5 protein-coding genes are annotated in these 6,869 nt (G+C 42.7%); all 5 read right to left on the bottom strand.

Annotated elements, in window-relative coordinates; all coding sequences use genetic code 11:
* Positions 1–135: recombinase family protein (locus FTT98_RS13995; protein WP_180025705.1), on the bottom strand; the 135-nt coding region annotated here is incomplete at its 3' end.
* Positions 136–314: 179 nt separating this feature from the next.
* A complete protein-coding gene (locus tag FTT98_RS13990; protein WP_227518671.1) occupies positions 315–1,022 on the bottom strand; it encodes a hypothetical protein in 708 nt (235 codons plus the stop codon).
* Between the two features lie 149 nt (positions 1,023–1,171).
* Complete coding sequence (locus FTT98_RS13985) at positions 1,172–2,416, bottom strand: hypothetical protein (protein WP_159153671.1); 1,245 nt, start codon at positions 2,414–2,416, stop codon at positions 1,172–1,174.
* Positions 2,413–3,045, bottom strand: coding sequence for a hypothetical protein (locus tag FTT98_RS13980; RefSeq protein ID WP_004676008.1), 633 nt, complete (start codon positions 3,043–3,045; stop codon positions 2,413–2,415). The genes FTT98_RS13985 and FTT98_RS13980 overlap by 4 nt, the downstream gene beginning before the upstream one ends.
* Positions 3,046–3,069: 24 nt before the next feature.
* Positions 3,070–6,789, bottom strand: coding sequence for an ATP-binding protein (locus FTT98_RS13975; RefSeq protein WP_078390059.1), 3,720 nt, complete (start codon positions 6,787–6,789; stop codon positions 3,070–3,072).
* Positions 6,790–6,869: the final 80 nt, after the last annotated feature.

Below are 6,869 nucleotides of genomic sequence, written 5' to 3'. Positions count from 1 at the left end.
AAATTTAGGTCGGTCAGTATTTTTACCTGAAGCACGGTCAACAAAAATCCGGTCGACCTCAATTCCTTCAAGTTGACGTCCAGTGTTTTGCTCGACAGAACTTACCCGGACATACCCTACTTTTTGGCCTTTCACTTTTTCACGCCCCAATTGGATAAAAATGAACAATTTCGTAAATTATAATTCTTTAACACTAAAGTTACATGTTACTTATGATTAAAAATCATTTAAATGATACATAATTTCATGAACTTTCAGATTGTAACTTTAGGGTATAGTCTAAAGTAACACCTTGAACTTTTGCAACAGTGCCCTTAAATTGCTATACACACCAATGGACCAAGCCGGTTCACGTTCTCTTGCATAACTGCAACTTTATTGAAGTTCACATGCTTCAAGATCGCTTTCATCGGCTCCGACATGCCTTCGGTTTCCGACAAATCCGAAATGTACTCTGACTGGTCTACATACTTATAGAAGTTGTTATCAGGGTGTTGTTCTTTAATGCTTTGCCAACATTGGGGAACCATCACAGAGACTGGTCTGATCAGGTTGAAATTATTGGCGATATTCAACCCATACAGGTCGAAATCGGTATACACCGCTACCGGACATTCTTCTGGCAGAACTTCAAGCAACTGATTGACTGACCGGCAGTTCTTACCATGCCCCCTGTAAAGGAATAGGCTGTCTTGCCATTCGAGTGGAACTTGCTGATACCAGTCCGAAATCCGTACAAGCATAGTGCCATTCTCAATAATGATCAGCTTCCTGATTTTTTCTACTGCAAGATGCTCTAAGGACACGGCTGTTGTCACGCCAGGATGTGCAATGTGCATCTCACCGGACTTTAACGGTAGTTGTGCATTGATCGCAGCAAACCAAAGCTGCTCACCGAAAACGCTGGCATTGCCAGACTTTTCATCTATACGATGATCAGCAAGCGATATTCGGTCTGCATTGGAGTCATACGTTACCTCTGGCTCCGTTTTTACATGCTTTCCGTACAGAACCCGAAGCACATCAAGATCTGATTCACTTAGATGCAGCTCACGTTTGATGATGCTACCGATCTGCATGTCTTTGTTCAGCATTGTCCATGTCTTGTTAAGCTTCACCACTCTGGTTTTAAGCTGTAAAACCGTCTGAATGATTGAGAGTTCTCTTTGCCCTAAGCGCATTGCATCACCTTTCCGTTGCTGTCTTTGCGACGAAACACGATATCTGAAATGTAGTAGTTGCCATTATATTTAGCATCCGTTTCACCCACTAACTGCAACTCAAGATGGTTTGAGTGGTTGAGTTCAAACTCATACAGGAGGCGACTAATCCAGTATTCAAATTTGCATCCAGGCTCTAGGCGTATGTAGGCGTTCTTTGCTGATATTTCATTGATTGCCGGACTGCCAAAAGCGTCAAAGAAGAAAAATGCAGCTTTATCCAGAGGTGAGACTGCCTTCACTATCGTATGCGTTGCCTTCTCTACCGGTGGGCGTTTTTTTTTAACAACTGGACCATCTTTTTTAACACGCTTCTGATTGGCTGTCTGAGCTACCGCAGATAAAGTGTTCTCAAAATCCTCAAGGTAGATATCGGCACGAGCTTTCAGCTTGATAAGTGGTACACGACGGAAGCTATCAGGTGCCTTGTTGAAATCAATATCGGCATTCAGCGTCCGGTTGTTGGCAAAATGACGGTGCAGCGCATCAATCAGATTGATTCGCTCCTGGGTTTTTATGTCCTTTTTCCATTCAAAGAGTTGCTTGTCCAGTCGGTGATGGCTGTGGTTCATTTCTTCAATGGCTTCAAACACGCTTGGCTTGAGACGTTTGGAGATCACTCTCTGCAAGTCTGCATCACCTACCGCCAATTCATCCATCGTATTTGGTGAAAGGATTTCCAGTGCCGTAATTAGCATTTTGGCAGTCTTTAAGCTTTGTTCAGCCTTACGCATTTTCATGTCGTAGTTGTTGAACAGCGACAGATACTCAAAGCACTGATCGGCAAAATTGGTCATGTTCTCGCTGATATTGTTTGAAAGCTCAATAATCAGGTCACTTGCTTCAACCTTTAATACTTCGGCACTTTCCGGGTCCTCGACTTTTGACAAGGCATAGTCGGTACTCACCGTTTTGATACGATCAATCAGACCGCTAATGTCGGGTGCGGAAATGTTGCGTTTCTTTCTGTTTTTATAGAAATTCACAAACTCAATGACGAAGTTTCTTAGATGCAGCGTGTTTTTTTCTGCATCCAGATACCCAAGATCGCAAGACAGCAAATTATCAATCAAGGATTTGTTTGATTCATTGACCTGAATAGACGAACTGGTAAACATGATTGCTTCGGCAATAGCATCAATGTTTGCAGAGAAAACCTTCGCCCCACGTTCAGCCGGATTCACGAAGTCGATCATAGTAACTCGCCCTGCTCCACATCATCTGTTTGAGTGATATCAATCGCATTGTGTTCGGCAAGGTACTCAGCTTCATCGTAGAAAATCGACCAACGTGAAGTTGCCAAAAACTCAGTACCCACAACCCCAACCGGCACTAAATATTCGCGCTGTACCAAAAACTGAATAACACCGTTGATCTGGTCTTTCACTGTGCTTGCGGTCTTACCCAACTTTGCAGAGAGTTCTTTTAGCCCTTTTTGGACATGCTTGGACTTCTCCACTTCAACCAGGATTTCACCAGACGTAATTCTGTCGCCTCCAATCAGAGGTTCATTGCGCCCCCCTGCCTTTCTGAACAGTCGCAGCCAGTCCACAAGTGGCTCCATTTTGCTGACGTTTTCCTCAAACTGTTTGGTGATGACCTTTTTGATCTCAGGGTCACTTTCAATATCAAGGTAAATCAGGAAATACCCACCACCGCACGGTGTCTGAATACACTTTTTGCCTAGAAAACTAATATGGTTGTTTAGTTGATCTAAAAATTCGACATCATTCAAAAACTCAAAGTTCTCAAAATCACTCCACTGGTCAATTAGATAACCTTCTAATAATTTGGTCGCTACTTTTGTTAATCGTTTATCAGCCATTTAAAATTCTCCACTTTTTCCCTATTAGACTGGTTCTGCTGCAAGCAATGGGTTATCGCCTTCGATTTCCAGTGGAACAACAGTGCTGACACCATTGGCTCCAACAATGTAGAGATTCTTAAACTTGTGGTTAGAGGTTGAGTTTTCCGGTTGAGCACAGACCAGATAGATTTTGTTATGGTCCATCATGTCGAACAGCAAATTGGTGTTGATCGCATCAAAGTTGCCAATCTCGTCAAGCGGGATATGGATGTAGGTCGAGTTATCAGGGCATAACTTCCGTGACAATGCGAGGAACATGATCAGCACCAGAATACGTGACGTTCCTGTACTCCCTGCACTGGTAAAGTCGTTGTCAGTACGCAGCTCGGCAAGACGACCATTGTTCATCACGCTCATTTTCAGACGTACCATAGAGCGGATATCATCAGTATGTCCTTTGGTGCTTTCAATTGCCTTTAAGGTGTATTCACAGCAACGAATGAAATCCTCGCTCGGAATGGAGCTGCTTTGCATGTTTTCAAAGGATTGATAGTCCTCACACTGCAAAACAAACTGATTGAGCTGATCTAGGGTGTTCTTGTCATTCAGCACACTTTCCAGATTCATTGAGAAGTCAGTGAATGCCTTGAACTTGTTGCTACGGTTCAGGTAACCAGACAGTTCCGTAGATACGCTCTTTAAACGCTTATTTAGATTAAGGATTTCCTGAATATAGTTACGCAACTGAGCCGATTTATTACGGAAAATGTTTGTGACTGCATCATGCTTTTTCGGCAAGTCGTAGTCCATGATGCTTTCGATGGTAGACATGGAGTTAATGGTGTTCATGGTTTCACTGGTAGTCCCCATACTCTCCATCTTTTCCTCAAACAGCTTGAACAGAGAGAAGGCTTCATATTTGCGCAGTAATGCCTTAGAAGCGTTTGTCTGCAAGCGTAATTGATAAATCTGTTTCTTCTGTGTATCAGCCAACGTACCCAGATCACGAGAGAAGCTGTCGAAGCTTAAAAACTCAGGTCGATCTACCTCTACCAATAGGATATCGTCATCGAACAGGTTTTCGATTTCACGCCCCTGTTTATCCAGCTTTTTGATTTTCTCCCTGAAATCTTGTGCACTCGCTTCAAGATTGTCCACTCTTGTACGAAGGGAGGTTCGGACTTGTTCAAGCTCACTTTCCAGTTTGGAAAGATTGTGGCTGTATTCAGATACAAGTTTCAGAGCTTGGTTCATGTCCTCGATATGGTTCTGCTTGTACTGATAGTGGTTTTTCTTCCACATATCGTACTCAGCCAAAATGCTTTCATAGCCTTTGACTTTGGTGTGCTGTGCAATCGCAGCCTTGATCTTCATTTCTGCCTGTTTCAGGATATTTTCATCCACGCCTTGCTCACGCAGTTTGCTGTGATACAGGTTGGTCAAATCATCCATCTTGGCTTGATAGCTGCTCTCTAGCTGCTTTTCCTTTGTGGCAATCAGATCAAGCTTGATACGCAAGTCTGCATAGGACGCATCATAGCTCTCCTTTAAGCCATTTTTTTCAAGCATGTTGGCTGATCGAAGCTCACCACGTTTCTTCGGCTCAATCTGATTGTTGAAAGTTTGCAGCTCGTATTTCGCTCTATTTACAGCTTCTTGCTCAATACGTGTAGCTTCTGCCTTCTTCGCTTTCAGCTCTTTCTCAGTCTGGTCATAAACCTGTCGGGCTTGCTGCTTCTCGTTTTGCAGGGTATTTAACTCATTTTCGAGTTTAACAACTGCAATATTGGTCTCGTTGATCTCTCTATGGATGGACTGAGCCAGATGCGATTGCTTGTCGTACTGCTCAACCAAAGAAGCCGTGTAAATCTCGGCATCTTTCAGACGTATTTGTAGTTGCTCAAGACTGTCGGCTTCCCCTGGAATCTCCAACTTGTTCAGGTCTATTTCAAGACCATAGAGGCTTAGGGCATTGGCATTCACGCCAGTTTGCCAGACAGGGTTCAGGTTGGTTTTGAAGAAAAGCTCAGGATTGATGACCTTCGCAATGGTAGTACGCCAGTCCACATCTTCATTCGGTGCATCATTCAGGAACCGTAGCAAGGTGTCTTTCTGGAACAGGGTTGTACGCAGATTCTCTTCTGACTGCTTGGCTTTCTCAAGCTTGGCTTTTAATCCATTAAGATCATACTGCGCCTTGTTTTGATCAAAATTAAGTTGTTTAAGCTTGTTTTGAGCCGCTTTCAATTCGTCAGACTTTGCAGACAAGGTATTCTCTTTGACTTCATAAGCCAACTTGAGGCGCTGTAGCTGTAGGTTTTCTTCATCCGTAAACAGTGTTGATTGGTGCATGCGCTCCATAGCTGCTGACTGGATATCCAGAAGCCTTTGACGTTCACTGGAAATTTCTTGATCAAGAATTTGGAGCTGTTCAGCCTGTTTGCGCTCAAGCTCTTTCACCTTGAGATCAAAGCGGTTTCGCAACTGGTTGATTGCCTCCTGAACCTCGTTAGATTCAGCATTAAGGGCTTCACTGGATGCCATTTTTTCACGAAGCAAATCTGCTGAATGCTTGTCGTACTCGCGGTTGATATTTTCGTAGCTTTCAGTCAAAAACTGTTTGTATTTCTTCGCTTCTTCAATCTCGTTGAAGTAGTGCGCACGTTTCTTATATTCCTGTTCCATGACGGAAATATTCATGTCTTGATAACGTCTTTCCGCAACTTCAATATCATGAATTGCCTGTTTAAAGTTACCTGCAGACTTTTCTTTTACTGCAATCAGCTCTTTGACTTGTACAATCTGGTTATTCAGGTTACGGACTGTCTCATTCCCTTTGTTCTTTACCGCATAGATTTCATGCTCTATCGAACTGATCTGCTGCTCGTAGTTCACCACATGGTCCCGGAGTACCAACAGGTGTGCATGAAGCGCATTAAAGGAGGCTAAGACCGCATTCTTTAACTGAATGCCAGAGATAATCTTCTGCTTTTCCGATTGAAGGCTTTGTAGGGCTTTCACATCATTGATGGTTGCTAACCAATCTGCGGTAGAGGTTGGTTTTGTTTTGATTTTCTCGTTGTCCAAATACGCTTCAATTAACATGGTTTTGAAGTTTGAGACAACATTGTTCTGGTTAATCGTTACCTGGGTCAGATTGCTCAGGAATTTTAGCTGTTGTTTGCTTCCAGACAGTGAATAGCGGTTGCATAAATCACGAAGGTTTCTTTCACCTGTCAGTCGTGATTTATCTGCAGTCAGCGTATAGATATATTCAGGGATGCTGTCGATCTGACGGCTCACATCAACGCCAGATTTATAAACCTGATCAAATACGTCTTTCACATTCTGAGAAAGACCCAAGATTTCCAGACTGCTCTCACTTAATAGCGTATCTTCCGCGCATCCATCAACAAATCGGTAGTTGTGCTTGCCCTGATTATTATTGCGATACAGCACCACACACTTTGTACCTGAGTGAGCAAGGTATTCAAAAATCACCATGCTTCGACTGCTCGGCAAATAGTAGTCTACGAAATTTTTCTTGTTTGCAGCTTTCTCTATTAACCCATTTGGTGAGGCACCAAAGAAAATAGGAATCAGGTTCAGGAATGAGGTTTTCCCTGCACCGTTGATACCGGTAATGTTTGTATGACCACCACTAATATCAACTCGGAATAGTTTAGATGAAAGAAAAGAATCATAAAGAATGATTGACTGTAAACCTTTCATAGAGGTTTCTTGAGGGTTAATAATACTCATTATATACCTTTTATAAATATTCATAAGTCTAATGGATACTTCAATTTTAAATAAAAACTGTAACTTTCCCTGATCTTATA

Source organism: Acinetobacter sp. YH12039, from assembly GCF_013420015.1.
In the GTDB taxonomy this organism is placed as follows: domain Bacteria; phylum Pseudomonadota; class Gammaproteobacteria; order Pseudomonadales; family Moraxellaceae; genus Acinetobacter; species Acinetobacter amyesii.
The sequence above is the reverse complement of the archived record's forward strand: the minus strand, read 5'-3'. Positions and strand labels throughout refer to the sequence as shown.